Origin of the sequence: uncultured Polaribacter sp. (assembly GCF_947495205.1) — a bacterium.
Taxonomy (GTDB): Bacteria; Bacteroidota; Bacteroidia; order Flavobacteriales; family Flavobacteriaceae; genus Polaribacter.
Genome location: NZ_CANLXV010000012.1, coordinates 34,236 through 59,297, shown reverse-complemented (window position 1 = coordinate 59,297; position 25,062 = coordinate 34,236). Strand labels below are relative to the sequence as shown.

The following is a 25,062-nucleotide window of genomic DNA, read 5'->3' as shown; positions in this document are numbered from 1 at the left end:
ATAAAATTTCGAAAACAGGAAAAGTTTTCAAACAAGCCTAGGCTAAAAATAGTGACCCCGATAGGATTCGAACCTATAACCGTCAGAGCCGAAATCTGATATTCTATCCAGTTGAACTACGGGGCCAAAACTTTTTAATATAAATTCAAAAAAAAAAATCTTTTTAAGCTAAGTGTTTTTTTACGAAACTAGAAATTGTTTTACCATCTGCTTGTCCTGCCAATTCTTTAGATACCAATCCCATTACTTTTCCCATATCTTTCATTCCACTAGCACCAACTTTTGCTATGGTGGCAACAACTACTTTTTCAATTTCATCTTCAGAAAGTGCTTCTGGTAAAAATTGTTCTAAAATAGCCAATTCAGCCAATTCAGGTGCTGCTAAATCTTGTCTACCTTGTTTTACAAAAATTGCTGCACTGTCCTTTCTTTGCTTTACTTGTTTTTGAATAATTTTCACTTCTTGTTCTTCAGATAATTCAGATTGAACACCAGTTTCTGTTTTAGCTAATAAAAAAGCAGATTTTACAGCTCGTAAAGCTTGTAATGCAACTGTATCTTTTGCTTTCATAGCTTCTTTCATTTTATCCATTACTTGTTTTTGCAAACTCATATTTCTATTTTTTAAATGTTAATTTTAGGTTTACGCTTATTGATTACAAATCTTTATACAATTGTAACTATTTCTATTTTTTTGTTTTCTTTAAATACAATAACTTCTTATTATAATCTATAAAAGCTTTTCCTTTTTGTAAAATATCGGCACCAATAATACCATCTACTTTTTTAGCATTGTGATGTTCTAGTGCTGTATTTACGTGAGACAAATCAAACAAAACCAAATTCAATTTCTTGGTTTTCCATTTATTAATATGTAAAGTATTGCTTTCAGAAATTTGAGTTTCCATATCTGTGGCTCCTGCCCCAGCCGCTTTTGTTTCACTTTCTTTCGCCACCAATTTAAAATTTTCTATGGCATCTAAGCCAACACAAGAATTAGAAGCACCTGTATCTAAAATAAAACGACCTTTAACACCATTAATTTTTGCTTTTAATTCTAAATGATTGGTAGCAATTAGCTTAAGTTTTATGCTAATGTATTTATGTTTCTTTAAAATCTTTTCTACACGTTTCATATCCTTTCTATAACTATCAAAAATACAATATTAAAAATGTATCCTAAACTAAGAATATAAAATTTCTTTTAATTTCTTTTTATAAATAGCAAAATCCTTAATGTTATGATGCGTGCCTTTATTAACCATTACAAATTCTTTATTTTGGGTATTTATAAACGTATAAAGTTCTTTTGAATCTTTAAAAGAAGTAGTTTTATCTAAATTACCATGAAAAATCGTGATTGGACATTTAACGTTTTGAATATCAATATCTGTTCTAAATTGATATTTCAGCAAAAAAATGGGTACTAATTTTGTTACAAAACGGACAGCCTTTTTAAAATTGAAAAATGGCGCTTCTAATATTAAATGTTTTGGATTATTAATTGAAGCTATTTTTGTAGCAAAAGTACTTCCCAAAGAAAAGCCATAAACTACAATATTACACTCTTCATAATAAGCTTTTAAATGGTTATAAACTTCCAATGCATCGTTATACATTTCATCTTCATCAAACTTACCTTTACTTTTACCATAACTTCTATAGTCATAAACTAGCACTTCATAATTACATTTTAGAAAGAAGTTTACCTTTTCTCCCCATTTCATCAAATTTCCTTTATTTCCATGATTAAATAGCACTACTCCCTTTGGATTTTTTAATTTAAAATGTAATGCATTTATACTACTAGATTTTGTTGTTATAAAAAGCTCTTCAAACTTAGAAGTAAACCGATAGGAATATTCCTTTGGAATAATTTTACCATTTAAAAAAATGAATTTTTCTTGAAAAACATACAAAAGCGAAAAAATTACTATCAAAAACAAGAGAAGAAAACCTATAAACACCATATTGTAAATCAATTTATGCGAAACTAATAATTTTTAACCCTTCTAGATTAAAATTTTAACAGATAGTGCTTTGGAACAATTCAATTAATATCTTATTTTTAGATTTATAAAGAGGCCCATAAAATGAATACTCCATATAGACTAGAACAAGCGCTAATTAAACTGTATAACGCTTTTCACAATAACAGACTAAATCCAGAAGATTGCACTGCTTGTGCTGTTGGTAATATTTTAGATAACCTAGACAGTTGGAAACACCTTTCAAATGATCATGGCTCATTAAATTTAAGTTATGTTGGTCGTGTTCATCAAAATCTTGGCAGAAAATTTAATGGTTATACACCTCTTGAGATTTTACAGATAGAAAAAGTATTTCTAGAAACTTGTGGTTTTGCCACACCCTTGTGCCATTATAACAAAAAGCCTGTAAACGCAAACACAAAAGAAACGCTCTTTAATGGTTTGTGTGCAGTTGTTGCCTATTTGTGTGCGTTAGAAAACATACCTAATGTAATGGATTACTCTAAACTATTTGAATTTGAAGATAATATGCCAAAATATCATTTAGATACATTACTTACCATCTAATCTACGGCCACTCAGAATCTACGTATTGTAATAATAAAAATGAATTGTTTTATTTAAGAATTCAAATTTCACTTACTTATTGGCTTTACTACCATTTTAAGACCTTTGAAATTATAGTGCATGAAGTATTAAATAACTGCTATTTTAAAATCTCTTTATAAGCTCCTTTACTAATCTCCAATATCTATTTTAAGAATTATACCTATTGCTTTCATAGCCGGCGTATATCATTCATTAAATAGCATAAACATATCATTTTAGGCTCATTTAAGAAATAATAACCTCCATCTAAATGAATATTAAATGACCTTCTAAAAGTGCTATTTTTCCTGTTTTAGTGCATTGAATTTAATATCCACTAGTTCCTTTATCAAATATTTTAAATTCTTTAGTGCCATATTAAAATCCCTTAAAACTTATGTGTCCTTCAATTTGATTGATAAGTATATCACTAAATTTACTACTTTCAATTCAAAAAAAAACCAATTCATTTCTGAATTGGTTTTACTAATTTATAAATGCCTATAGACTATCCTCCAAAGTCATCAAAACGGATATTTTCATCTGAAATACCAAAATCTTCACCCATCTTTTGAACAGCCTTGTTCATTAATGGTGGTCCACAGAAATACAATTCGATGTCTTCTGGTGATTCATGATGATTCAAATAATTTTCGATTACACAATTATGTATAAATCCAACAAATCCATCTCCTGATTCGTCATTAATATCTTTTTTAACTTTCCAGTTATCCACCTCTAAAGGTTCAGATAATGCTAAGTAAAACTTAAAATTAGGAAAATCTTTTTCTAATGCTCTAAAATGATCAATATAAAACAATTCAGCCTTAGATCGTCCACCATACCAATACGTTACTTTTCTACCGGTTTTAAGTGTTCTAAATAATTGATATAAATGCGAACGCATTGGCGCCATACCTGCTCCACCACCAACATACAACATTTCTGCGTCAGATTCATTGATAAAGAATTCTCCATAAGGACCGGAAATTACACATTTGTCTCCTTTTTTCAAGTTAAATATATAAGAAGATGCAACTCCAGGATTCACATCCATCCAGCCGCCTTTTGCTCTATCAAAAGGTGGTGTTGCAATACGAACGTTTAACATAATTTCTCTTCCTTCTGCTGGGTAAGAAGCCATAGAATATGCTCTTTCTACAGTTTCTGTATTTTTCATAACCAACGGTCTTAGATTAAACTTTTCCCATTCGCCTTCAAATTTATCTGCAGTTTCATGCTCTTCTGGGTGTGCAGTAATATCCATTTCAGAAAACTTTACTTCACAAGGTGGAATTTCAATTTGAATATAACCTCCCGCTTTATAACCCATATCTTCTGGTATTTCTACCACGAATTCTTTAATAAAAGAAGCTACGTTATAATTTCTTACTACTACTGCATCCCATTTTTTAATTCCAAAAACTTCTTCTGGAATAGAAATATTCATATTTTGTTTTACCTTAACTTGGCAAGCCAAACGTGCACCGTCTTTTAATTCTTTTCTAGAAAAATGCGGCACCTCTGTTGGTAATGCTTCTCCTCCACCTTCCGTAACATGACACTCGCATTGAATACAAGTTCCACCTCCACCACAAGCTGATGGTAAAAATATTTTATTATTTCCTAAGGTAGATAATAAAGAATCTCCAGAAGCAACTTCTATTTCTCTTTCTCCATTAATCATAATCTTTACGGGACCAGATGGAGATAATTTTTGTTTTACGACTAACAATAAAGTTATTAGTAATAAAGCGATTATTAAAAATGCGACCACTGTTGCAATAACAGTTCCTGTAGTACCTGCTGCTAAAATCATATTATTGTATCGTTTTCGTGTTTTTTGCTATTTCTTCTTTCTTATCTTCTTTTGATTCTACTTTTTTAACGGTAGCCTCTACTTTTTTAGCTGGTTTTTCTTCTTCATCTCCGCCAGTTAACATTCCTCCAAAACTTAAAAAACCAATTCCCATTAAACCTGTAATAATAAAAGTAATACCTAAACCTCTTAAAGCTGGTGGCACACTAGAATATCTAATTTTCTCACGAATAGCTGCTATCGCTAAAATTGCTAAAAACCAACCTATTCCAGATGATATACCGTAATTAAAAGCCAAACCTAAACTTTCAATTTCACGAGCTTGCATAAATAAACTTCCTCCTAAAATTGCACAGTTTACAGCAATTAATGGTAAAAATATACCTAAAGAGTTGTAAAGTGAAGGTGAAAATTTTTCGACAATAATTTCTACCAATTGGACCATGGTTGCAATAGTTGCAATAAACATGATAAAAGATAAAAAACCTAAGTCATAATCTGCATATTCTGCACCTAACCAAGATAATGCACCAGGTTGTAATAAATATTGGTCTAACAACCAGTTTAAAGGCACGGTAATTGCTAATACAAAAATTACAGCAGCACCTAAACCTACAGCTGTAGCCACCTTTTTTGATACGGCCAAGTATGAACACATACCTAAAAATACCGCAAACACCATATTATCAATAAAGATTGATTTGAAAAATAATTCTACGTGTTCCATTTTTTTATTTTTTATTCTGATTTATTTCAGAATGTTTGATAAACTATATAAAGTACTTCATTACCTTCCTGAAATGTATTCAAGAAATAATGTACTAATCTTCTATTAAACTCTTGTTTCTACTTCTTTGTACCCAAATAATAAGTCCTACAATTATTAGCGCCATTGGAGGCATTAACATAAAACCATTATTTTCATAACCTGTGGCATACAATCCTGTTTTTTCAATTGCATCTCCTAAAACAGGAATACCAAATAAAGTACCAGAACCTAATAATTCTCTAAAAAAACCTACAATTAACAAGATTACCGCGTAACCTAATGCATTACCAATTCCATCTAAGAAAGATCTCCAAGGCCCATTTGCCAAAGCAAAAGCCTCAAAACGTCCCATAATAATACAGTTGGTAATAATTAAACCAATAAAAACTGATAACGTTTTACTCAATTCAAAAGCAAAAGCTTTTAATACTTGATCTACAATAATTACTAAAGATGCAACTACAATAAGTTGTACAATAATTCTAATTTTAGATGGTATAATATTTCTCATTAGAGATATAACTACGTTACCTACACCTAATACAAACAATACAGCAATTCCCATTACTAAAGAGGCTTTTAGCTCTGCAGTAATTGCTAATGCAGAACATATACCTAATACTTGTATTGTAATTGGATTGTTATCTGCTAATGGATCTGTAATTAACTTTGCGTCTTTTTTTGAAAGTAATGCCATTTTAAATTATTTTTTTAGGTTTTTAAAGTATGGTAAGTACAATTTTAAATCTTTCTTTATCATTGCAGAAACACCATCTCCAGTGATGGTTGCACCTGCTAAAGCATCTACTTCATAATCATCTTTATCTTCATTTTTTGGATCATTATTTCCTTTAGCTACAGCAATTCCTTTAAAAACGCCTGCATCTGTAAGTAATCTTTCTCCGTAAAAATCATCCATAAAATAACGTTGCTTAATATTTGCTCCTAAACCAGGAGTTTCTCCTTTATGATCAAAATATGTACCTCTAACAATCATGTCTTTATCTAAAGCAACAAATCCCCAGATGGCATCCCAAAGACCTTTACCTCTTATAGGTGCAACGTAAACTGTTTTTCCTTCTTGCTCTCCTTTAAACAATGGTAGAAAGCGAGAACTACCATTTTTAGCTTTGGCCTGCTCCTTTTTAATATCAATTAAATAAGGTTCTTTATTATTTGCTTTAACAAACTCATCACGATTCATTTGTTTTAAAATAGCACCGTCTTTAACCTCTAAAACAATTTGTTCAGAAATTTTAGAAGCAAACACTTCAGATACCTTATCTGTAGATATAAAAGTGATATCACCTTCACCTTTATTTCCATTTATTCCCATAGCATACAAAATGTTTTGTTGCTTTTCCATTCTTTCATTCTCTTTAATGTTTGGTTTTAAAGAAGATGCAGTAAATGCTAATAAAGAACCGACAACAATTACCATTGCAATGGCAAAAATTATTGTGTATGAATTTTTATCTGTATTTGCCATAATTATGCTGTTTTTGCTTTTAAACGTTTCATTCTTTTCTTAACGTTACCTTGCACTACATAATGGTCTATGGTTGGTGCAAAAACATTCATTAATAATATTGCTAAGAAAACTCCTTCTGGATATGCTGGATTAAATACACGAATCATTATTGATAAAAATCCAATAAGGAAACCATAAATCCACTTTCCTTTATTTGTTTGAGAACCAGTTACTGGATCTGTTGCCATAAAAACAGCACCAAATGCCAAACCACCAATCATTAAATGTTCCCAAAAAGGCGTATTCATTAAGCCGTAAAATTTACTAGATTCTGTAATAACTTCTGCATTTACAACTGCATTAAAGATTAAACCCATTACAGCAGCACCTAAAAATGTAGCTAAAATTATTCTCCAACTTCCAATTTTTGTAAAGATTAAAAAAGCTGCACCTAATAATATTAATAAGGTAGAAGTTTCTCCAACAGAACCTGGAATAAAGCCCATAAACTTGTCCCAGTTAGAATACACAACTTCTGCATTTTGTGCATAACTACCTAAAATAGTTTCTCCCGAAATTGCATCTGCAGTTCCTGCTCTTTCAGTAGCTTCATAAACCCAAACTTTGTCTCCAGACATCCAAGTAGGATATGCAAAAAACAAAAACGCTCTAATAGTTAAAGCTGGGTTTAAAATATTCATTCCTGTACCACCAAAAACTTCTTTACCAATAACAACTCCAAAAACAACTGCTACTGCTAACATCCATAAAGGAGTATCTACAGGCACAATTAATGGAACTAACATACCTGTAACTAAATAGCCTTCTTCTACTTCGTGCCCTTTAATTACTGCAAAAATAAATTCTACAATAAGACCAACACCGTAAGAAACAATTACAAGTGGTAATACTTTAATAATCCCAATCCAAAGATTATCAAACGTAAAAAAGTTTGCTAATATATCTGTTCTTAACGTTGGATCTATTGCTGCATAATGCTGATAACCTGCATTAAACATACCAAAAAGCAAACACGGTATTAATGCCGTAATTACAGTATTCATGGTACGTTTTAAATCGTCTGCTGCCTTTACGTGAGTACCTCCATGAGTTACTTCATTTGGCAAATATAAAAAGGTATGGATTGCATTAAATGCAGGTGCCATTTTTTTACCTTTATACTTTTCTTTTAAATTGTGTAAGTTTTGTTTTAAGCTCATAATAGTATAATCTTATCCTAATTCTTCTCTCATTAAATCTAAACCTTCTCTAATAATCTTTTGATGTGGTTGTTTAGATACACAAATAAATTCTGTTAAAGCAAAGTCTTCTGGAGCTACTTCATAACCTCCTAAAGCTTCCATTTCATCTAAATCTTTATACATAAATGCTTTTAATAATTGCATTGGATAAATATCTAAAGGAAATACTTCTTCATAAGAACCTGTTACCACAAACGCTCTATGCTCTCCGTTTGTATTGGTATTTAAATCAAACTTTTTATTGGGTGTTAACCAAGAAAAAGTTAATGCTCTAGATGTAGACACTTTATCAAAAACAGGTTTATTCCATCCAAAAAACTCATAATCGTCCCCTTCTGGAATTGCTGTAATTTGATTGTCGTAATATCCTAAAAATTCGTCTTCTTTAACTTCTTTTCCTGAAAGCACGTTTCCACTAATAACTCTAGTATTATCGTTATTCAGATTTCCTTTTACTAAATCTGCAACGGTAGCACCTGCAATAGCAGTAACATATTGTGGTGTAGCAAATTTAGAACCGGTTAACGCAATAGTTCTCTCTAAATTTAATTTACCTGTTAAAAGTAATTCTCCAATAACCACTAAGTCTTGAGCATTCAAAGTCCAAACTACTTCCCCTTTGTTAATTGGGTCTATTTCTGCAATTTGTGTACCTACATTTCCTGATGGATGTGGACCTGAAACCTTATGAATTTCTGAACCGTTTACTTTTGCTAATGGAGAGTTTGCATTTTTCCCTACAGAAACATGAACTTTTCCAGAAGTTAATTTGGAAATTGCTGTTATGGCTTCTTGCAATTCTTTTTCTTTACCAGCTAAAGTATAATCTAAATCTGCTGCTAAAGGAGCGCTTGCATAAGCAGAAATAAAAATGGCTTTAGGCGCTTGATTTGGATCTGCAACAACATCATACGGACGTTGTTTTACAAATGGCCAACAACCAGCTGCTAAAAGATGAGTTTTAACTTCATCCGCAGACATTTTGCTTGCATCTTTAGTACCAAAATCTTTATAAGATTGTGTTGCATCTGCAGCTATTTTTACTGCTAAAACTTTTCTTCTTGCTCCACGAACTACCTCTACCACTTTTCCAGAAACAGGACTAGGAAACAAAACACTTTCGTTACTCTTATCATAAAAAAGAGTATCTCCTGCTTTTACTTCTGCGCCTTCTTTTGAAACAAGTTTTGGTATTATTCCGTGAAAGTCTTCTGGCTTAACTGCATACACACTACTTTGAGAAACCGTAGTTGTGTTTTTTTCTGCAACGCCAATAAGCTTAATATCTAAGCCTTTTTTAATACGAATGTCTTTTGACATAGTAAATTGGAATATTTAGTTAACTAAAAAAATCGATGCAAAAATAGTGGTTTTAACGATTATTTTAGATATAATTATTATTTAATATTCGTTAAAAAAACTTATTTATAATTATTCTAAATAAATGAGTTTTTAGAAAACACTATTTTACATCTAGAAGAAAAAAGCCTTAAAATTAAAGAAAAGTACCTCAAATAATTATTGTTTGAAGACTTTTTTGGTGATGGTATTTTTTCAAAAACAACTTTTACAAAGTAAACACCTTTTTTTTAAATTTTGAATATTTACAGGTTCTTCTTGAAGATTCCCTTTTACTTTTGATACATTTTATCATTTAAATCATAGAAAAATATACTTTATTTTTCGAAACTTGTTTTAATGTTAACATAACTCTTTGATGGATTAGGATACAAACTAATTGTGATTTTTTCTAAATTTTCTGTTGATAATTTTTCGTCTAAAAAAAAACAATATTAAACTCTGAAAAAAACATACATCAAAAAAACTTGAAGTCAAAAAAAAAGAAACGCCACAAAAAAAAGGATATTTGCTTTAAAAATTATGTTTTCATGAAAAAGCAACGTTTTAAACTATAAATTTGTGTTTTTCATCATTAAAAATAAAAGGGTATACTTTTTGATTTATAAAATTGCATAAAACCAAATTCTTAAACTATAATAGTACATCAACATGTTCAAAAAATTAACTTTAGTATTTATTGTATTTTTTCAAATTTCTTTTTTGGCTCAAAACATTAAAACAATTCAACTAAGACCTTTGCAAGAAAATGTATATACTGCAATAGTTCCTTTAGGCACTGTTTTAGAATTATCTTTTGACGATTTAGATGCAGATAGCAAAGATTATCAATACAAAATAGAACACATGACACACGATTGGAAAAAAAGCAGATTACTAGCTAGCCAATTTGTAAATGGTTTTGATCAAAACACCATTATAGAGGTAACCAATTCTTTTAACACTTTTCAAAATTACACGCATTATTCTGTAAAAATACCCAACGTAAATACGGTAATCACCAAAAGTGGAAATTATTTACTCTCGGTTTTAGATGCATATGATGAAGTTATTTTTACAAGACGATTTGTGCTTTATGAAGATTTAGCTACTTTAGGGGTTTCTGTAGCCAGAAGTAGAAATACCAAAACTTTAAACACACAACAAACCATTCAATTTTCTATAAATCATCCTAACATTAAAATTACCAACCCTAGTTTAGAAGTTAATGTGGCTATTATTAAAAACAACAATTGGTCTGAAATTATTACAGATTTAGAACCTACTTTTTTTAAACCCAATCAACTTTTATATACCTATACCAATAAAACAAACTTTTGGGGAGATAACGAGTATTTAAATTTTGATAGTAAAATTATTAGAAACAAAAGCTTAAATATTATTAAAGTTACACATGATGAAGTTTTTAATCACTACCTATATCCATACACCTATAATGCGTTTTTAGAATATACGTATAGCCCAGATATTAATGGGCAATTTGTAATTAGAACGCTAGAAGGGAATGACAATAATACAGAAGCAGATTATGCCTTAATGCATTTTACACTAGAAGTAGATGAAATGTTTAAGGAGAAAGAAGTTTATGTTTACGGTGCTTTTAATAATTTTGAAGTTAACGAGGTTAACAAAATGTATTACAGCCCTAAAACCAACACTTACAATGCAAATATTTTATTAAAACAAGGTTTTTACAACTACACTTATGCTACTATTGGTTTAGATAATGTAATTAACACGCATGAAATTACAGGTTCTTTTTTTGAAACTGAAAACGAATATACAGTAATAGCATACTACAAACCGTTTGGTAGCCTTTATGACAGAGTAATTGGTGTTGGAACCGGATTTTTTAACCAAAACAGGTAATTAGAAATTAGATTTGTAAATACAAATTTAAACACCTATTTTTACCTTATATGGTAGAACAAATTACAAAAGGCATTAAAATTTCTGTAGAAACTAAGTTTAACAGCATTAGCACAAGAAATAATACTGCATACTACGTTTTTTCTTACGTAATTACTATCGAAAACAATAGCCAACAAACCGTGAAACTTACAGACCGTTTTTGGAAAATTTATGATTCTTTAAATAAAACCGAAATTGTGAGTGGCGAGGGCGTTGTAGGGCAAACACCAACACTAAAACCAAATGACATTTACACGTATAGCTCTGGTTGCTTTTTACAATCTAATATTGGCGCCATGAAAGGCTTTTACACCATGATAAACCTTGATAATTTTGAACAGTTTAAAGTATACATACCTACTTTTAAACTCGTAACACCTGTATTATTAAACTAATAAAATCTAAAAAGAAACTCGCAAAAATTAAAGACCCTGCATGTTTAAACTGTGGGCACCCTTTTAACGGACAAGAAAAATTTTGTCCAGATTGTGGGCAGGCTAATAGAGGAAACCAAATAAATTTTAAAGATTTTATTCGGGAAATTTTCAATGGCTTCTTTAATTTTGATGCTAAATTTTGGAAAACTTTAATCCCCTTACTAACCAAACCAGGCAAAGTATCTACAGATTACAAAGCAGGAAAAAGAAGTCGCTATTCCAATCCGTTTCGATTTTACATAACAGTTTCTGTCATATTATTTTTAATTCTTAGTTTTTCCACGACTTATGATAAGTACAAAAAGTATTCTAAAGGCGAGAAACTCGCAAAAATAAACTTGGAAGATGCTTTAAATAACAAACAGGTTACACCAGATTCTATTAAAAAAATAGTAGCTAAAGAATTAAATGAATCTTTTATACCTTTATCTAAAGCTTATAAAAAAGAAATTTTAGCTAAGATAGAAGAACAGGCCAAAGATTCTACCAAAAGAAAAGAATTAAAGAAAAACAAGATTTCTTTTAAAGGAACTAGGTTTGATGATTTTATAACTTTTCAAAAGAAAAATCCAAAATTAAGCATAGATTTTGCTCTAGACTCTTTAAAACAGCAGAAAAATTTTAAAAACAGATTTCTTTATCAAAAATCTAAAACTATAAATGAGCTTTCTAATAATAAAGATGCCACTGACAGATTTGTAAAAGAAGCCCTGTCTTATAGTTCTATTTCCTTATTTATTTTTCTTCCTATTTTTACCTTATTTCTTAAACTATTATACATAAGAAGAAAATACACTTATGTAGACCATTTAATTTTCGTTTTTCATACACAAACCGTTTTATTTATACTATTAACAATTGCAGCTTTTGTAGGCATTTTTATTGACAGTAATCCCTGGGGGTTCTTTTTACTTGTGTTTTTAATGTATCTATTTTTCGCAATGAAAAAATTTTACAAACAAAAATATGGCAAAACACTACTAAAATTTTTACTATTAAATTTTATTTATTCTATAGTAGGTGCTTTAGGTATTGTTTTAGTAGCAATAGTTTCTTTTGCTTTATTTTAACATAACAAATCTAAATACAACATATTTACAGCAGTTGCTTCTTTTTTCACAGAAGTAACACTTACTGTTTCTACAAATTCCCTCTTCATTTTTGGTGAAGTTCCCTTTGTACCTAAACTTTCATTTTGATGAAACTTTAAAATTTCCTCTTGAGAGAAATCTGGATTATTTTGTATCCAATTTGCAAACCAATCTTGTCTTTGTTCCTTCATTTCTTCTGTATACAAAGTGCTAGAAGACCAAATTTTTGGTTCTTGAGGCAATGCTTTAAAATACTTTTTTGTTCCGTCCCAAACCAATTCATAAGTATTTAAATCTACTTCCCAATCTACTAAAACCAAAGTAAAAGGTTCTATATCAGAAAAATTAAACTCCTCTATAAAAGATACTGCATTTTGGGCGCCTAAAATTTGCTTCACAATAACACCTCTACTCATTTTATAAGATGGTTTTCTAGTGTGAATTTTAAAGCCACCATTTAACAAACAAACCAAACGTTTTTTCTCACTTAAACCAATCCAAGTTCCGCCTGCTAATTCGTCTTTTGGGTAAGTTAAGCTTACGCCATTTTCCGCATAATCTTTTGGCGGTATTGTTTTTCGCAATGGAGTTTCATCTCTATTAGACGTTAAAATAAAATTATTATCCTTTAAAGGTAAATAGGTTACTGTACACATTAGTTTATTAATATTGAATTTAATATAGCATTTTAAACAAAACTTTACATTTTCGTTAACAAATACCGTTAAACATACGCTAAAATTATTGAAACAAAAATTGTAATTTTGATTCTTCAAAACTAATTGATAATTTTTAAATAAACATATAATGACAAGAGGATTTTTTAATGTTCCTGTAGCAACTAACGAACCTGTTAAAAGTTACAAAGCAAATTCACCAGAAAGAAACGAAGTTTTAGCAACTTACAAAGCAATGTATAATGGTAAGGTAGATATACCAATGCATATAAACGGCGAAGAAATTAAAACAGGAAACATTAGAAATATAACACCTCCACACGATCATAAACATATTGTAGGACAATATCATATTGCAGAAAAAACACATGTAGAAAGTGCAATTAGTACTGCTTTAGCAGCAAGAGCAGCTTGGTCTTCTGTTTCTTGGATGGAAAGAGCCTCTATCTTTTTAAAAGCTGCGGAATTATTAGCAGGTCCTTACAGAGCAAAAATGAATGCTGCTACCATGATTGCGCAATCTAAAAATGTTTTTCAGGCAGAAATAGATGCTGCTTGTGAAATGATAGATTTCTTTAAATTTAACGTGCAATACATGACAGATATTTTTAAAGATCAGCCAGCATCTGCACCAGGAATTTGGAACAGAGTAGAATACAGACCTTTAGAAGGTTTTGTATATGCAATTTCTCCTTTTAACTTTACGTCTATTGCCGCAAACTTACCAGCAGCAGCAGCTTTAATGGGTAATGTTGTGGTTTGGAAACCATCTGACCACCAAGCCTATTCCGCACAAGTTATTGTAGATTTATTTAAAGAAGCAGGTTTGCCAGATGGTGTAATTAATGTGGTTTATGGAGATCCTGTTATGATTTCTGATACAATTTTAGCATCGCCAGATTTTTCTGGATTGCATTTTACAGGTTCTACCTTTGTATTTAAAGAATTATGGAAACAAATTGGTAACAACATTCATACTTACAAAACATACCCAAGAATTGTAGGAGAAACTGGTGGTAAAGATTTTATTTGGGCACACAATTCTGCAAATCCTTTACAAATAGCAACAGCAATTACAAGAGGTGCTTTTGAATATCAAGGTCAGAAATGTTCTGCTGCTTCACGTGCTTACATTCCTGCTTCTATCTGGAATAGTGTAAAAGAACATTTAACAAACCAAGTTAACGAACTTAAAATGGGTTCTCCAGAAGATACAAGCAACTTTGTAAATGCTGTAATACACGAAGGTTCTTTTGATAAAATTGCTTCTTACATAGATGCTGCAAAAAAAGATAATGATGCAGAAGTTATTTTAGGTGGAAATTATGATAAATCTGTTGGATATTTTATTGAACCAACGGTAATTTTAGCAAAATCGCCAACATATGCAACAATGACTACAGAGCTTTTTGGTCCTGTAATTACAATTTACATCTATGAAGATGAAGCCTGGGAAGATTCTTTAAAATTAGTTGATGAGTCTACAGAATACGCTTTAACTGGCGCCATTTTTTCTAAAGATAGATATATTGTAGAAAAAGCATCTAAAGCTTTAGAAAATGCTGCGGGTAACTTTTATATAAATGACAAACCAACTGGTGCTGTTGTTGGGCAACAACCTTTTGGTGGTGCCAGAGCATCTGGTACTAATGATAAAGCAGGTTCTGCACAAAATCTTTTAAGATGGACTTCTGTAAGATTAATTAAAGAAACTTTTGTAAGTCCAGAAGATTACAAATATCCTTTCTTAGGATAGAAATCTAATTTAGGCAATAAAAAAGAGAGTATTCATTTTATGAATACTCTCTTTTTTATCTTACTACTTTGTACTAAAAACTTAATACTTATAATTAAAATGGTAAATCATCTGGCTCTTCATCAGAAACACTAGTTGCTTCTTTAAATTGATCTACTGGTGGTAAATTACTTGCTTGTGGTGCACCTTGAGATAAATTTTCTATTCTCCAACCTTGCACAGAGTTAAAATATTTAGCTTCACCTTGTGGGTTAATCCACTCTCTACCTCTTAAATTAATAGAAACCTTTACATCTTGCCCAACTTTATAACTATTTAACAAATCTGTTTTATCTTGAACAAACTCAATCATAATCATTTGTGGATATTGCTCATCTGTAGTAACTACTAATTCTCTTTTTCTAAAACCATTAGCACCAAAAGTTTGTACGTCTCCAATTAATTTAACTTTACCAATAACTTCCATAATATAAAATCTTAACTATTTAATTAAAAGCACTTTCCAAGCACTTTCTACATCATTCTCTTTTAAAAACTCTTGCGCAAATGTATGTTTTTTTGTGGTTTCTAACCCAATAAAATTTGCGTGTTCTTTCGCAAAGTTATCAACACTTTCTTGTGATGGTAGTTGCCCTACATTGCCTAACATTCCTAAATTATTACCTGTTAAAACCAAACTATTTCTAATTTCTTGTGGTATAGCATCTATACCAATACCTAAATTTGCACTAGGTTTTGGTATTTCAAAAAAACCTTCTTTAGCTCTTGTATAATAATTGCCTCCTGCTCTTGCTACCAAATCTATTTTATGTTGGTCTATTGCTCCTTTATCATCTAAAACAGCATCTTGAATATGTATTTTAACAACTTCGCAAATTATTAAATTTCCTGCACCACCTTCTTCACCTGTAAAAATTACATCTTTTACCTTACACTCAAATTGAACGGGAGATTCTGCCACTCTAAAAGGTTTTACAAAATCAGATTTTAACATGGTAAAGCCTGCTTTTTCAAACTCATTTACACCTTTAACATACTCTGTACTGCTTAAAGACATTTGTTGTACAATGGCGTAATTAACTACATTTATTACTACTTCTTTTGTTTCTAAAGCATTTTCTAATGTATGTTTTATTGTATTGTCTCTTACTCTTCTGGCAGGAGAAAAAATTAATGTTGGCGGATTTGAACCAAAAACATTAAAAAAACTGTACGGAGACAAATTAGGGTTGCCTTTAGCATCTATAGTACTTGCAAATGCAATAGGTCTTGGCGCTATAGCACCTAACAAATAACCGTGCAATTTACTGGTAGAAATTTCTTTTGGATTTATGCTGAGCATCTCTTTTAAAATTTTATCTCTAAATATACTATCAAAATTACAAATGAGTTATATAATCTAAACCTTTATATTTGTTTTAATGAAATTTTTAACAAACACCATTTTATTTAAAAGAATTGCAATTTTTGCATCGCTTACAATTGTCTCTTTAATTTTATGGAACACTTATGTTTTCTTTCAAAAATTTAAGGTTGAAGAACGCTTAAAAATAGAGGTTTTTGCAGAAGCACAAAAAGAATTGGCTACCAATACCAATTTAAATGCAAGTGTAGATTTACCACTTAAAATACTAGAATTTAGCAATAACATTCCAATGATTTTGGTAGATGAAAACAATACCATTATTGAAGTACAGAATTTAGATTCTATTAAATCTTTAGACGCAGCTTATGTTAAAGAACAGTTAGCCATAATGAAATCGGAAAATAAACCGATTGAAATGAGCTACCAAGGAAAAAACAAACAGTTTATCTATTATAAAGATTCTAATTTACTAAATAAACTAACTTATTATCCTTTAGCATTAATTTTAATCTTAATTCTTTTTTTAAGTGTTATTTATTTGTTTTACAACTCTAACAAAGCTTCTGAAACCAATAAATTATGGACAGGAATGGCCAAAGAAACTGCACACCAAATTGGCACACCTTTATCTTCTCTATTAGGTTGGATAGCTATTTTAAAAATGGAAAGAGTAGACGAAACCTACATTGCAGAAATAGAAAAGGATGTGGAAAGGCTAAACACAATTGCCAACAGATTTTCTAAAATTGGTTCTGTACCAGAATTAAAAAAAGAAAATATTGTGGCCATTACCAAAACTGCATTTGATTATTTAGAGTCTAGAAGTTCTAAACAAATTACGTTTTCTTTTACAAGCAATACAGACATTATTAATGCAAACCTAAATGTAGAGTTGTTTGGTTGGGTTATAGAAAATCTTATTAAAAATGCTATAGATGCCATGTTGGGCAAAGGAAAACTTAAATTAAATATTGATGATGTTGGCAAAAAAGTTAAAATTAGTATTTCTGATACTGGTAAAGGAATGCCAAAAAAATTGTTTAAACAAATTTTTAACCCTGGCTTTACTACTAAAAAGCGTGGTTGGGGCTTAGGTTTGTCTTTATCTAAAAGAATTGTAGAAGACTACCATAAAGGTAAAATTTACGTGAAAAAATCTGAAATTGACAAGGGAACTAACTTCGAAATTTTACTTGATAAAATTTAAGGGTTTCATTTCTTATTTGGATGAATTACATGTTTGTATTTTTTGTATTTGTGCTGCAAATAACCTAAAACTAAACCCGAAATTAAATTAAAAACAAATTTAAAAATTACATTATTAAAAGTAATTTCTAGACTATTATCTAACAAAGGCCAAATAAAAGCCATTGCCACAAACATGTAAAGCCCCCAACCTAAACCAAATTTAACCCAAGGTTTCATTTTTATTGAAAGTTTTTAGCTATTTTTTCTGCTAAAGCAGAAAATTCTTCTTTAGATAATTGTACCTTTTCTGTAAACTGCATGTCTGCCATTTTATTGGTTGGCACAAGATGCACATGCACGTGTGGTACTTCTAAACCAATAACACTCATACCAACTCTTAAACAAGGTACTGCTTTTTCTAAGGCTTTTGCTACTTGGTAAGAAAATGCCATTAATTTTGTATATTCCGTTGTAGATAAATCAAAAATTTTATTTTCTTCCTTTTTTGGCACTACCAAAGTATGGCCTTTTGCATTGGGATTAATGTCTAAAAAAGCAATAAAATCTTCGTTTTCTGCTACTTTATAACTTGGTATTTCTCCGGTAATTATTTTGGTAAAAATGCTCATTGTTTTTGGTTGATGGTTTTTGGTTGATGGTTTTTTGTCTTAAAAGAATCTTATTTCTTAAATGCGCTAAAACCAAATTTAGCTATTTTAAAAATAAAATTATTTGTGGTTGCTCTAAATGTTTGCAAACAGATTTAGCCCCGATTGAAACGGCATCCTTTTTTCTAAGACCCTGATTTTTTTCAGGGTCTTAGAAAAAAGATATAGTGAAAAGCGGGAAACAGCTTCTAAAAAAACTATCGCGAAATGTCTATAACCTCAAATTTCATAACACCACTTGGTACTTGAATTTCTGCCACGTCGCCCACTTTTTTACCTAATAAACCTTTGCCTATTGGCGAGTTTACAGAAAGTTTACCATTTCTAACATCTGTTTCTGAATCTGCAACCAGCCTGTATGTAAACTCCATATTATTAGTAGTATTTTTAATAACTACGTTAGAATGGATTAATATTTTTGAGGTATCTAATTGACTTTCATCTAAAATACGTGCGTTTGCTACTACATTTTTTAGTTTGGCAATTTTGGTTTCTAAGTGAGATTGTTCTTCTTTTGCGGCATGGTATTCTGCATTTTCACTCAAATCTCCTTTATCTCTAGCGTCTGCAATTTCTTGGGTAACTCTAGGTCTTTCTACTTGCTCTAATTGCGCTAACTCATCTTTTAACTTTTTTAAGCCTTCTGGTGAATAGTAAGATATATCGCTCATTTTTATTTTCTTTTAGATTTGTACTACTTTTTCTAATAAATAACTTTTGTACGTTAAATTAAAAATCTCATTGCCTGTTAAAGGAATGAGATTGTGTAACAAATGTACAAAATATTTGTAACTTGTTGGCGTTTTTAAAGTATTACTGTTTTTAACTATGATAAAAAAAATAATCTATTTCTGTTGCTTTCTTAGTATTTTAAGTTGTTCTGAAACAGAATTACCCCCAAATTGTATTCGGGTAGATTTGCCCTTAAACTTAACAACAGATTTAAATAACCCGCAGTTAATAAATGCACAGGTACCTGGTGGTTTTGCAGATTTAAATGGTGGTATAAAAGGTGTATTGCTGTTTAATTTAAATGGTAGAGATTTTGTTGCTTATGATAAAATTTGCCCACAAAATGATTGTGATGCTCCAATGACTTTTGAAAAAGGCTTGGTTTTAAAATGTAGTTGTGATGCTAGTGAATATAGTGTTCACTTTGGTGGCGCACCACAAACCGATGGATTTGAGTGCCCTGCAAGAGAATACAGAGTTTTGCAAAGCGGCTCTGTAATTAGAATAACTAATTTTTAGTGAAAGTGGGTAGAGTTGTGTATTTTTGCTGAAATACAACAATTTTACTCGTGATAAATTACTTTTCTTCAGATTTTAAATTGGGCGTTCTTGGTGGTGGCCAATTAGGTAGAATGCTACTTACAGAAACTCAAAAACTAGACATACATACGTCTATTTTAGACGGAAATAAAAATGCACCTTGTGCAGAAATATGCAACAGATTTGTAGTTGGCGATTTATTAGATTTTGATGCTGTTTACAATTTTGGTAAAACAGTAGATTTGCTAACTATAGAAATAGAAAACGTAAATCTAGACGCGTTAGATAAACTAGAAAAAGAAGGTTTACCAATTTACCCAAAACCAAAGGATTTACGAATTATACAAAGTAAAGCAAGGCAAAAAAACTTTTACACAGATAACCAAATACCTACTGCCCCTTTTTCTCATTATGCTTATGTAGAGGAGCTCATTCATTCTTTTAATAATGACATAATTACATTTCCTTTTGTGTGGAAAGCTGCGCGTTTTGGTTATGATGGTAATGGTGTAAAAATTGTTAGAACTTTAGCAGATTTAAATAGTTTACCAAACGTAGAGTGCATCACAGAAAAATTGATTCCGTTTAAAAACGAATTGGCGGTAATTGTTGCTAAAAATGCTAGTGGAGCAACCGAAACTTATCCTGTTGTAGAAATGGAGTTTCATCCAGAAGCAAACCAGGTTGAGTATGTAATTTGTCCTGCAAGAATTGATGCTGACGTTGCCAAAAAAGCAAGAGCAACTGCTTTAAAAGTAGTTGAAAAATTAGATTTTGTAGGTTTACTGGCTGTGGAAATGTTTCAAACAGCAAACGATGAAATTTTAGTAAATGAAGTTGCTCCAAGACCTCATAATTCTGGGCATTATTCTATAGAAGCTAGTTATACTAGCCAATTTGAACAACATTTACGTGCTATTTTAAACCTTCCTTTAGGAAATACAGCAAGTAAAGTTGCTGGTATTATGGTAAATTTAGTAGGTGCAGCAGGTTTTTCTGGTGATGTAGTTTATAAAAATATAGAAGAAATTTTAAAAATTGATGGGGTTACACCACACATTTATGGTAAAAAAGAAACTCGTCCTTTTAGAAAAATGGGGCATGTAACTATAGTAAATAAAGATATTGATAAAGCTAGAGCAATTGCTCAAGAAGTTAAAGAGACTATTAAAGTGATAAGTAAATAAGTTTTTTGTATTTTTGATTTATTATGACAGTTATTGAAAAAAAGAAAAATATAAAAAAAATTATTGATAAACTTTCTAATGAAAATTTAGAAGAAGTTTTCAATTATTTAAAGCAACTTTCTGTAAAAGATAAAAACCGAATTTCCATCGTTAAAAATCTTTTAGATGAAGAAAAATGGTTGTTTGAAGAATTAGCAAAATGATATCAAAAAAACTTGCTATTGAATTAAATAAAATTATTTCTGAAAAATCTGGAGGTTCATATGGCTTAAGAGATGAAACTCTACTTTTATCAGCATTAAACAGAACTTTTCAAACTTTTGATGGCAATGATTTATATCCCTCAACAATAGATAAATCTACAGCACTTTTTCAAAGCCTTATCATAAATCATACATTTATAGATGTTAATAAAAGAATGGCATATGCATTCATGAAAATGCTACTTATAGAGGATGGTTTATTTATTGATGCTCAAAAAGAAGAAACTTATAAATTTGTGATTAAAGCCTCTGAAGGCAAAATGACTTTTGATGAAATTAAAGCTTGGTTAATAAACCATCTCAAAAAATAATTATGGTAGGAATAATAATGGGAAGCGATTCTGATCTTCCAGTAATGCAAGAAGCAATAGATGTTTTAGAAAGTATGGATATCGTAATTGAAGTAGATATTGTATCTGCTCATAGAACTCCAGAAAAATTGGTAGCTTATTCTAAAAACGCGCATTTACGTGGTATAAAAGTAATTATTGCAGGTGCTGGTGGGGCAGCTCATTTACCTGGAATGGTAGCAAGCATGAGCCCTTTACCTGTAATTGGTGTTCCTGTAAAAAGCAGAAATTCTATAGATGGTTGGGATTCTATTTTATCTATTTTACAAATGCCAGGTGGCGTGCCTGTAGCAACTGTTGCTTTAGATGGTGCTAAAAATGCTGGTATTTTAGCGGCACAAATTATTGGCGCTTCAGACAAATGTGTTTTAGATAAAATTATAGCCTATAAAGAAGGGTTAAAAATTAAAGTAGAAAAAGCTGCGGAACGCGTTAAGAAATAAAACTAATTAAAAATAGTGATTGCTAATGTGCAATCACTATTTTTTTTGTGATTGCTTTATTGTCTTTTAAATACGTTTTAACCAGATAAACGCCAGTTTCTAAATTAGCAACATTTTTTGTTTGATTAGGTTGAAATACCGCTACTTCTGTACCTAAAATAGAATACAAACTTATTTTTTCTATTGCTTCTGGATTAGAATAATTGATAATTAATTCTTTTTTTGAATTTGCGTAAACTGATAAATGATGCGCTAAGGTAAAATCTGTAGCTACAGACAATACTTCTTTTTTGTTTTTAGTGTATATAATTCTAAATCTTGTATTGTTTTCTCCCGTTGTATTTATATTAAATAGGTAGTTTTTTTGAGTGCGTAAATCTATAAATGTATTGTTCTTTGTATCTTCTAAATAAATAAAATAATCCTCATTTATATATTCTTCTGACAACTCAATAGAATACTCTCCTGTTTGATCAACTTCAAAACCTAAATGAATTACTTTTTCATTTTCTGTTAATATTGGTAATCCTTGTATGGTTGCTTTTTTAGTTTCTTCTACTAAAGAGTAAAAACCTAAAGATTTTTGATCAATATCAAAAGGACCGTCATAAATTCTATCGTAATTTTCTGTTGCTCCTTTAACAAAACCAATTAAAATAGAATTGTATAAATTACCTCTTTTCAATCGAAACCAAGACCTTCCTTTTTGTTTATTAGTAACTTTTCTCTTTAAGTTATTCGTTTTATAAAACGTAGCAGAAGTATTGTTACCTGCCACTTGGTGCGTAGCTTTTAATTTAAAAGTAGTGGTATTCCCAGCACCTACGCTTGCATCAGCTCTTACAAAAAAACCTTGAGCTGTTCCTATTTCTCCTGTTGCTGTATTTGATGCACCACCTGTTGGATTGTATTGTAAATAATCAGAAACATTGTTATCGCCTACTTCTGCAGTTTGCTGGTTCCATAAATACATGGTTCCTTCAATATTTTCGTTATCTGTATCTCCAATAACTAAATCCCAATCTAATGCTGCTGCATATGGATTACCTACTAAATTATCGCCTGCTGTAGACCAGGTATTTCCTACTTCTCCTTGATCTTCGTTGGTATTAAAAAATAAGGTTTTATTAAAAGCTCCATTATTTAAATCTCCAATAAAATTTCTTGTTTGCCCTCCTAATCCTTCATTTTGTATCGCATAACCAGTACCTTCCTCCATATTTATAGCGCCTGCTAGAACCCAATTTGCATTGCTAGTGCTAGCATCATAAGCATAAATTAATTCTGCATCTGGAAAAATTGTACTTATAGCTGCATCTGCTTGCGCTACTGGAGCACTCCAATAAGAATAAAAATCATTACTAGCATAAGTTCTGGTATTTCTAATAATATTAAAAGTTCCTGTTCCTGAAATAGGGTTTTCACAATTATGATAGATTAATGAAGCACCATTTTCTACAGTTATAGTGCCATTATTTGCCAATTCATAATACACGTTTAAGGTTGCACCACTTTGTACCACCAAATTTACACCAGTACTAATAGTTAAAAAACCAACATTTGTATTTACAGCTATAACAGGGTTTGTGCCATCATTTGTAATAATTACCCTTTGAGCTCTTGTAATGTCTGGAGCGGTATCTGAAATCCAATTTCCTGGTGTTGTATAATCATTACTATCACTACCATCCCAAGTAATTAAACCAACAGCTTGCTCTGATTCAGATGGTGAAGTACCACCAGTTGGCTGGTAATTGATTTGTGTACCACTTTGGTAAGCTACTAGCTGTGTTCCTGAATCTAAAAAAGTATTTTTGTTGGTATCTATTTCTAAAGGTGTTCTAACAACATTCCAAATTCTAAATAAATCAATATCTCCCGAATAATTATAAGGATTAGTATCATTATCTGTTGTTATTCCATCATAAGTTTCTGAATCTGATGCCATAATTGAACTATCATCCCAGTCTGTATCTGCTAAACTAGCGGGATAACGCATTCCTCCTCCAGATCTACCAATATTAATATCTCCAGTATGCCTATCTACGACAAAACCCGCTTGAGAGTCTTGTTCTACACCATCTAAAAACCATTTTAAAGTGGTGGCATTATCTAAAGTTAAAGCAATATGATACCATTCTCCCACGGAAAGTATACCTGCCGCCGACCTAAAATAACGCCTTCTTGCTGCATTGTTTGCATTACGCCTATAAACACTAAAATAGACTCTTCCTCCGTCTAAAAAAATTTTGAATGCGTTTGTATTTCCTCCTTCTTCATAAAGTACTTGCCTAGTAGTTAAATCTGTTGCTCTAAACCTTAACTCTATAGTTCTATCTCTTGTATCTTGATCGTTAATTGCAGTTGTAACAGGTATTGTTGTAAATTGTGTATCTACAGAAACAAATGCTGTTTCAGAAATGTTTGTTGCGCCATTTGGTACGTAATAAATACGATCTAAATCTGCGTAAGCCACTAAATCTGTTTCGTTTGTTAAAAGTACAGCTTTATTCGTATCTATCTCTGTTTCTGTTCTGGCAACATTCCAAATTCTAAATAAATTTATGTTTCCTGTAAAAGGATAAGTAGTATTTGAAGAGTTTGTAAACGTAGAATTGTAAGTTTCCGAAGATTCACCACCATTGGGTGTCCAATTATTTACTAAATCTGATGGATATCTTAAACCATCTCCATTTCTACCATAAGAAATTGAACCTGAATGACTATCAACGATAAAACCTGCTTGAGAATCTTGTTCTACTCCATTTAAAAACCATTTTAAAGTTGTGGCATTATCTAAAGTTAGTGCTACATGATACCATCTATCAACTTCTATGATGTTTGCTAAAGATCTAAAAAACCTTCTATCTGCTGCATTGGTTGTTTCATTCCTATATGCACCTAAGTAAATTCTACCTCCTTCTATAAAAAAGACGAAAGCACGAGTTCCTCCGCCTTCTTCGTAAATAACTTGTCTTGTTGTAATATCTGGAGCTTTAAACCAAAACTCAATGGTTCTATCTGTTACATTTTGTAAGTTAATTGCATCTGTATTAGGTACTGTAATAAATTCAGCTGCACCATTTGCATTAAATCCTGTAGAACATGGGAATTGAGCCACCATAAAACCAGAACAAAGCAAAAACATGAGGGGGAATATGTTTTTCATTTTGACTATTTTCTTTCCTTTAACT

27 protein-coding genes, 1 tRNA gene and 1 pseudogene are annotated in these 25,062 nt (G+C 30.8%); 12 read left to right on the top strand and 17 right to left on the bottom strand.

Going from position 1 to position 25,062, the window contains the following annotated elements; genetic code table 11:
* Positions 1-52: 52 nt before the first annotated feature.
* From Q0762_RS11870 to Q0762_RS11855, 4 genes are all read right to left on the bottom strand, one after another.
* A tRNA-Arg gene (locus Q0762_RS11870) sits at positions 53-126 on the bottom strand.
* A gap of 37 nt (positions 127-163) precedes the next feature.
* Positions 164-613 carry a GatB/YqeY domain-containing protein gene (locus tag Q0762_RS11865; protein WP_298767116.1) on the bottom strand — a complete coding sequence of 150 codons (450 nt, stop codon included), beginning with the start codon at positions 611-613 and terminating at the stop codon, positions 164-166.
* A 73-nt stretch (positions 614-686) separates the two neighbouring features.
* Positions 687-1,136, bottom strand: coding sequence for a retropepsin-like aspartic protease (locus Q0762_RS11860; protein ID WP_298767115.1), 450 nt, complete (start codon positions 1,134-1,136; stop codon positions 687-689).
* A gap of 48 nt (positions 1,137-1,184) precedes the next feature.
* Positions 1,185-1,940, bottom strand: a complete 756-nt coding sequence (locus Q0762_RS11855) for an alpha/beta fold hydrolase (protein ID WP_298767114.1) — start codon at positions 1,938-1,940, stop codon at positions 1,185-1,187.
* A gap of 153 nt (positions 1,941-2,093) precedes the next feature.
* On the opposite strand from Q0762_RS11855, the gene Q0762_RS11850 reads away from it, so the two are divergent.
* Positions 2,094-2,558 (top strand): Na(+)-translocating NADH-quinone reductase subunit F, encoded by a 465-nt coding sequence (locus Q0762_RS11850; protein ID WP_298767113.1) that lies wholly within the window; start codon positions 2,094-2,096, stop codon positions 2,556-2,558.
* Positions 2,559-3,087: 529 nt separating this feature from the next.
* Here Q0762_RS11850 and nqrF read toward each other — a convergent pair.
* The 6 genes from nqrF to Q0762_RS11820 all read right to left on the bottom strand — a co-directional run bounded on the left by nqrF (position 3,088) and on the right by Q0762_RS11820 (position 9,220).
* Positions 3,088-4,398, bottom strand: a complete 1,311-nt coding sequence (gene nqrF / locus Q0762_RS11845; protein ID WP_298767112.1) for an NADH:ubiquinone reductase (Na(+)-transporting) subunit F — start codon at positions 4,396-4,398, stop codon at positions 3,088-3,090.
* 1 nt (position 4,399) lies between these two features.
* Entirely contained in the window at positions 4,400-5,125 is a 726-nt protein-coding gene (nqrE, locus tag Q0762_RS11840; RefSeq protein ID WP_298767111.1) for an NADH:ubiquinone reductase (Na(+)-transporting) subunit E, read from the bottom strand.
* A gap of 94 nt (positions 5,126-5,219) precedes the next feature.
* Positions 5,220-5,864 (bottom strand): NADH:ubiquinone reductase (Na(+)-transporting) subunit D, encoded by a 645-nt coding sequence (locus Q0762_RS11835; RefSeq protein ID WP_298767110.1) that lies wholly within the window; start codon positions 5,862-5,864, stop codon positions 5,220-5,222.
* A 6-nt stretch (positions 5,865-5,870) separates the two neighbouring features.
* On the bottom strand, positions 5,871-6,659 hold the full coding sequence (locus Q0762_RS11830; protein WP_298767164.1) for a Na(+)-translocating NADH-quinone reductase subunit C: 789 nt from the start codon (positions 6,657-6,659) through the stop codon (positions 5,871-5,873).
* Positions 6,659-7,858 carry an NADH:ubiquinone reductase (Na(+)-transporting) subunit B gene (locus Q0762_RS11825; RefSeq protein WP_298767109.1) on the bottom strand — a complete coding sequence of 400 codons (1,200 nt, stop codon included), beginning with the start codon at positions 7,856-7,858 and terminating at the stop codon, positions 6,659-6,661. The genes Q0762_RS11830 and Q0762_RS11825 overlap by 1 nt, the downstream gene beginning before the upstream one ends.
* 12 nt (positions 7,859-7,870) lie before the next feature.
* Entirely contained in the window at positions 7,871-9,220 is a 1,350-nt protein-coding gene (locus Q0762_RS11820) for a Na(+)-translocating NADH-quinone reductase subunit A (protein ID WP_298767108.1), read from the bottom strand.
* 690 nt (positions 9,221-9,910) lie between these two features.
* Between Q0762_RS11820 and Q0762_RS11815 the strand changes: the two genes are divergently transcribed.
* The 4 genes and pseudogenes from Q0762_RS11815 to Q0762_RS11805 all read left to right on the top strand — a co-directional run bounded on the left by Q0762_RS11815 (position 9,911) and on the right by Q0762_RS11805 (position 12,677).
* Positions 9,911-11,128 (top strand): DUF5103 domain-containing protein, encoded by a 1,218-nt coding sequence (locus Q0762_RS11815; protein WP_298767107.1) that lies wholly within the window; start codon positions 9,911-9,913, stop codon positions 11,126-11,128.
* Positions 11,129-11,178: 50 nt separating this feature from the next.
* On the top strand, positions 11,179-11,565 hold the full coding sequence (gene apaG / locus Q0762_RS11810) for a Co2+/Mg2+ efflux protein ApaG (protein WP_298767106.1): 387 nt from the start codon (positions 11,179-11,181) through the stop codon (positions 11,563-11,565).
* Positions 11,553-11,858 (top strand): annotated as a pseudogene (locus tag Q0762_RS14025) (DUF3667 domain-containing protein); the annotation flags it as partial. The gene apaG and the pseudogene Q0762_RS14025, both read left to right, overlap by 13 nt.
* Before the next feature lie 87 nt (positions 11,859-11,945).
* Positions 11,946-12,677 carry a hypothetical protein gene (locus Q0762_RS11805; RefSeq protein ID WP_298767105.1) on the top strand — a complete coding sequence of 244 codons (732 nt, stop codon included), beginning with the start codon at positions 11,946-11,948 and terminating at the stop codon, positions 12,675-12,677.
* On the opposite strand, the gene Q0762_RS11800 is transcribed toward Q0762_RS11805, so the two are convergent.
* Positions 12,674-13,354 (bottom strand): NRDE family protein, encoded by a 681-nt coding sequence (locus tag Q0762_RS11800; RefSeq protein ID WP_298767104.1) that lies wholly within the window; start codon positions 13,352-13,354, stop codon positions 12,674-12,676. The genes Q0762_RS11805 and Q0762_RS11800 overlap by 4 nt on opposite strands.
* A 151-nt stretch (positions 13,355-13,505) precedes the next feature.
* On the opposite strand from Q0762_RS11800, the gene pruA reads away from it, so the two are divergent.
* Positions 13,506-15,131, top strand: a complete 1,626-nt coding sequence (pruA, locus tag Q0762_RS11795) for an L-glutamate gamma-semialdehyde dehydrogenase (RefSeq protein ID WP_298767103.1) — start codon at positions 13,506-13,508, stop codon at positions 15,129-15,131.
* Between the two features lie 94 nt (positions 15,132-15,225).
* On the opposite strand, the gene Q0762_RS11790 is transcribed toward pruA, so the two are convergent.
* Positions 15,226-15,597 carry a DUF3127 domain-containing protein gene (locus tag Q0762_RS11790; RefSeq protein ID WP_298767102.1) on the bottom strand — a complete coding sequence of 124 codons (372 nt, stop codon included), beginning with the start codon at positions 15,595-15,597 and terminating at the stop codon, positions 15,226-15,228.
* Positions 15,598-15,612: 15 nt separating this feature from the next.
* A complete protein-coding gene (locus tag Q0762_RS11785; RefSeq protein ID WP_298767101.1) occupies positions 15,613-16,473 on the bottom strand; it encodes a flavin reductase family protein in 861 nt (286 codons plus the stop codon).
* 79 nt (positions 16,474-16,552) lie between these two features.
* On the opposite strand from Q0762_RS11785, the gene Q0762_RS11780 reads away from it, so the two are divergent.
* Positions 16,553-17,704, top strand: a complete 1,152-nt coding sequence (locus tag Q0762_RS11780; RefSeq protein ID WP_298767100.1) for a HAMP domain-containing sensor histidine kinase — start codon at positions 16,553-16,555, stop codon at positions 17,702-17,704.
* Between the two features lie 5 nt (positions 17,705-17,709).
* On the opposite strand, the gene Q0762_RS11775 is transcribed toward Q0762_RS11780, so the two are convergent.
* The 3 genes from Q0762_RS11775 to greA form a co-directional block, all read right to left on the bottom strand.
* Positions 17,710-17,922: a hypothetical protein gene (locus Q0762_RS11775; protein WP_298767099.1), complete on the bottom strand. Its 213-nt coding sequence runs from the start codon at positions 17,920-17,922 to the stop codon at positions 17,710-17,712.
* A gap of 2 nt (positions 17,923-17,924) precedes the next feature.
* Positions 17,925-18,314, bottom strand: a complete 390-nt coding sequence (locus tag Q0762_RS11770; RefSeq protein WP_298767098.1) for an HIT family protein — start codon at positions 18,312-18,314, stop codon at positions 17,925-17,927.
* Between the two features lie 236 nt (positions 18,315-18,550).
* The gene (greA, locus tag Q0762_RS11765) at positions 18,551-19,024 is read right to left on the bottom strand and encodes a transcription elongation factor GreA (RefSeq protein ID WP_298767097.1); all 474 of its coding nucleotides are present in this window, start codon (positions 19,022-19,024) and stop codon (positions 18,551-18,553) included.
* Positions 19,025-19,181: 157 nt separating this feature from the next.
* On the opposite strand from greA, the gene Q0762_RS11760 reads away from it, so the two are divergent.
* The 5 genes from Q0762_RS11760 to purE are packed head-to-tail and all read left to right on the top strand — an operon-like array spanning position 19,182 to position 21,868.
* Positions 19,182-19,604, top strand: a complete 423-nt coding sequence (locus Q0762_RS11760) for a phosphoribosylaminoimidazole carboxylase (protein WP_298767096.1) — start codon at positions 19,182-19,184, stop codon at positions 19,602-19,604.
* A gap of 50 nt (positions 19,605-19,654) precedes the next feature.
* On the top strand, positions 19,655-20,812 hold the full coding sequence (locus Q0762_RS11755; protein ID WP_298767095.1) for a 5-(carboxyamino)imidazole ribonucleotide synthase: 1,158 nt from the start codon (positions 19,655-19,657) through the stop codon (positions 20,810-20,812).
* A 23-nt stretch (positions 20,813-20,835) separates the two neighbouring features.
* Entirely contained in the window at positions 20,836-21,015 is a 180-nt protein-coding gene (locus Q0762_RS11750; RefSeq protein WP_298767094.1) for a hypothetical protein, read from the top strand.
* Positions 21,012-21,386 carry a type II toxin-antitoxin system death-on-curing family toxin gene (locus Q0762_RS11745; RefSeq protein ID WP_298767093.1) on the top strand — a complete coding sequence of 125 codons (375 nt, stop codon included), beginning with the start codon at positions 21,012-21,014 and terminating at the stop codon, positions 21,384-21,386. Before Q0762_RS11750 ends, Q0762_RS11745 begins: the two co-directional genes overlap by 4 nt.
* A 2-nt stretch (positions 21,387-21,388) precedes the next feature.
* Entirely contained in the window at positions 21,389-21,868 is a 480-nt protein-coding gene (gene purE, locus Q0762_RS11740) for a 5-(carboxyamino)imidazole ribonucleotide mutase (RefSeq protein ID WP_298767092.1), read from the top strand.
* 22 nt (positions 21,869-21,890) lie between these two features.
* Here purE and Q0762_RS11735 read toward each other — a convergent pair whose 3' ends face one another.
* The gene (locus tag Q0762_RS11735) at positions 21,891-25,037 is read right to left on the bottom strand and encodes a LamG-like jellyroll fold domain-containing protein (protein ID WP_298767091.1); all 3,147 of its coding nucleotides are present in this window, start codon (positions 25,035-25,037) and stop codon (positions 21,891-21,893) included.
* Positions 25,038-25,062: the final 25 nt, after the last annotated feature.

Excerpts from the sequence above, each read along its gene's own strand:
- Q0762_RS11825 (WP_298767109.1), bottom strand. The coding sequence starts at position 7,858 with ATGAGCTTAAAACAAAACTTACACAATTTAAAAGAAAAGTATAAAGGT.
- nqrF (WP_298767112.1), bottom strand. The coding sequence starts at position 4,398 with ATGATTTTAGCAGCAGGTACTACAGGAACTGTTATTGCAACAGTGGTC.
- Q0762_RS11850 (WP_298767113.1), top strand. The coding sequence starts at position 2,094 with ATGAATACTCCATATAGACTAGAACAAGCGCTAATTAAACTGTATAAC.
- pruA (WP_298767103.1), top strand. The coding sequence starts at position 13,506 with ATGACAAGAGGATTTTTTAATGTTCCTGTAGCAACTAACGAACCTGTT.
- Q0762_RS11760 (WP_298767096.1), top strand. The coding sequence starts at position 19,182 with ATGATAAAAAAAATAATCTATTTCTGTTGCTTTCTTAGTATTTTAAGT.
- Q0762_RS11745 (WP_298767093.1), top strand. The coding sequence starts at position 21,012 with ATGATATCAAAAAAACTTGCTATTGAATTAAATAAAATTATTTCTGAA.
- Q0762_RS11770 (WP_298767098.1), bottom strand. The coding sequence starts at position 18,314 with ATGAGCATTTTTACCAAAATAATTACCGGAGAAATACCAAGTTATAAA.
- Q0762_RS11735 (WP_298767091.1), bottom strand. The coding sequence starts at position 25,037 with ATGAAAAACATATTCCCCCTCATGTTTTTGCTTTGTTCTGGTTTTATG.
- Q0762_RS11750 (WP_298767094.1), top strand. The coding sequence starts at position 20,836 with ATGACAGTTATTGAAAAAAAGAAAAATATAAAAAAAATTATTGATAAA.
- Q0762_RS11865 (WP_298767116.1), bottom strand. The coding sequence starts at position 613 with ATGAGTTTGCAAAAACAAGTAATGGATAAAATGAAAGAAGCTATGAAA.
- nqrE (WP_298767111.1), bottom strand. The coding sequence starts at position 5,125 with ATGGAACACGTAGAATTATTTTTCAAATCAATCTTTATTGATAATATG.
- Q0762_RS11800 (WP_298767104.1), bottom strand. The coding sequence starts at position 13,354 with ATGTGTACAGTAACCTATTTACCTTTAAAGGATAATAATTTTATTTTA.
- purE (WP_298767092.1), top strand. The coding sequence starts at position 21,389 with ATGGTAGGAATAATAATGGGAAGCGATTCTGATCTTCCAGTAATGCAA.
- Q0762_RS11835 (WP_298767110.1), bottom strand. The coding sequence starts at position 5,864 with ATGGCATTACTTTCAAAAAAAGACGCAAAGTTAATTACAGATCCATTA.
- Q0762_RS11775 (WP_298767099.1), bottom strand. The coding sequence starts at position 17,922 with ATGAAACCTTGGGTTAAATTTGGTTTAGGTTGGGGGCTTTACATGTTT.
- greA (WP_298767097.1), bottom strand. The coding sequence starts at position 19,024 with ATGAGCGATATATCTTACTATTCACCAGAAGGCTTAAAAAAGTTAAAA.
- Q0762_RS11860 (WP_298767115.1), bottom strand. The coding sequence starts at position 1,136 with ATGAAACGTGTAGAAAAGATTTTAAAGAAACATAAATACATTAGCATA.
- Q0762_RS11820 (WP_298767108.1), bottom strand. The coding sequence starts at position 9,220 with ATGTCAAAAGACATTCGTATTAAAAAAGGCTTAGATATTAAGCTTATT.
- Q0762_RS11780 (WP_298767100.1), top strand. The coding sequence starts at position 16,553 with ATGAAATTTTTAACAAACACCATTTTATTTAAAAGAATTGCAATTTTT.
- Q0762_RS11790 (WP_298767102.1), bottom strand. The coding sequence starts at position 15,597 with ATGGAAGTTATTGGTAAAGTTAAATTAATTGGAGACGTACAAACTTTT.
- apaG (WP_298767106.1), top strand. The coding sequence starts at position 11,179 with ATGGTAGAACAAATTACAAAAGGCATTAAAATTTCTGTAGAAACTAAG.
- Q0762_RS11785 (WP_298767101.1), bottom strand. The coding sequence starts at position 16,473 with ATGCTCAGCATAAATCCAAAAGAAATTTCTACCAGTAAATTGCACGGT.
- Q0762_RS11815 (WP_298767107.1), top strand. The coding sequence starts at position 9,911 with ATGTTCAAAAAATTAACTTTAGTATTTATTGTATTTTTTCAAATTTCT.